1 protein-coding gene is annotated in these 1,447 nt (G+C 50.7%); it reads left to right on the top strand.

Features of this window, described 5'->3' with window-relative positions; genetic code table 11:
* Positions 1–51 precede the first annotated feature (51 nt).
* Positions 52–1,415, top strand: a protein-coding gene (locus tag ACGS9J_RS26875) for an IS3 family transposase (protein ID WP_176980526.1) whose coding sequence is annotated in 2 segments (ribosomal slippage) — positions 52–529 and positions 529–1,415 — 1,365 coding nt in all. Because the reading frame shifts where the segments join, the coding sequence is not laid out codon by codon here.
* The last annotated feature ends 32 nt before the right edge of the window (positions 1,416–1,447 follow it).

The following is a 1,447-nucleotide window of genomic DNA, read 5'->3' as shown; positions in this document are numbered from 1 at the left end:
TGAACTGCACCCCAAAAGTTGGACACCCAACTGAATAAGGTGCAGTTTTTTATGGCAAAACCAAAATACTCCCTCGAAACCAGACTGGCAGTGGTCAGCCACTACCTCTCCGGCAAAGATGGGGCACAACGGACCGCAGCACGTTTTGGTGTCGAAAGAACGTCAGTTCGTCGCTGGGTAAGAGCCTGGCAACTCCACGGTATTGATGGCATTACCTGGAAAAATGACCGCCATTCTCCTGAGTTCCGGCTGGTTGTCGCCCGGACAACTCTCAGTGAAGAACTTTCGATGCGTGAAGCTGCTGCACGGTTTAATATCTCAAATGAAACCGTTGTCCGGCACTGGGTTAATGTCTACAAAGACACTGGTGAGAAAGGACTTCTGAGCATAAAACCAGGTCGGAGCATGGACATGACATCCCCCCAAAAAAAATCTCCACTTACCGATGCAGCGCTGGAAAAGTTATCGCCCGAAGAACTGCGGGCTGAACTCCGTTACCTGCGTGCAGAGAATGCCTATCTAAAAAAGCTGAAAGCCTTGGTTCAAGACGAGAGAAACGGCAGAAAGCCAGAGTAATCAGTGAGCTAAGGCGGGAGCATGCACTCAGTGACCTTCTGCGTGCAGCGGGTATGTCCCGCAGTACGTGGTACCACAATATGAATGCGCTGAAGCAAGTGGACCGGCATGCCGGGCTGAAAGACAAAATCAGAGAGATTTATCACTATCACAAAGGGCGTTATGGTTATCGCAGGGTCACGCTCTCCCTGAGAAAGCAGGGGTTGCTGGTGAACCATAAAGCAGTACAGCGACTGATGGCAGAGCTGTCGCTCCGGTCTCTGATAAGGGTGAAGAAATATCGCGCCTGGAAAGGAGAAACGGGCATGGCCGCGCCTAACATCCTGAGCCGGAACTTCGGTGCCTCAAAAGCCAACGAAAAGTGGGTTACGGATGTGACAGAGTTCTCGGTGCAGGGTAAAAAGCTTTACCTGTCGCCGGTTCTCGATCTGTTTAACCGAGAGATTATCTCCTACAGCTTGTCGGAAAGGCCGGTGATGGAGATGGTTAACACGATGCTGCACGATGCGTTCTCGAAGCTCAGTCCAGAAGATACCCCGCTGTTGCACTCGGATCAGGGCTGGCAGTATCGAATGGCAGGTTATCAGGCCAGGTTAAAGGCACAGCGCCTGACGCAAAGTATGTCGCGTAAAGGAAACTGCCTGGATAATGCGGTGATGGAGAACTTCTTCGGTACGCTGAAATCGGAGTGTTTTTATCTGAGGCAGTTCAGCAGTGTCAAAGAACTAAGGGAAGCGATAGAGGACTATATCCATTATTACAACAACGAACGGATAAGCCTGAAATTAAAAGGCCTGAGTCCGGTAGAATACCGAACCCAGGCCCTGAAAGCCGCTTAATATGAACCGTCCAACTTTATGGGGTCAGTCCA

It is taken from the genome of Serratia quinivorans, from assembly GCF_052113645.1.
GTDB classification, from domain to species: Bacteria; Pseudomonadota; Gammaproteobacteria; order Enterobacterales; family Enterobacteriaceae; genus Serratia; species Serratia quinivorans_B.
Note: the sequence above shows the minus strand (reverse complement) of the source record. Positions and strands in the feature narration are given on the sequence as shown.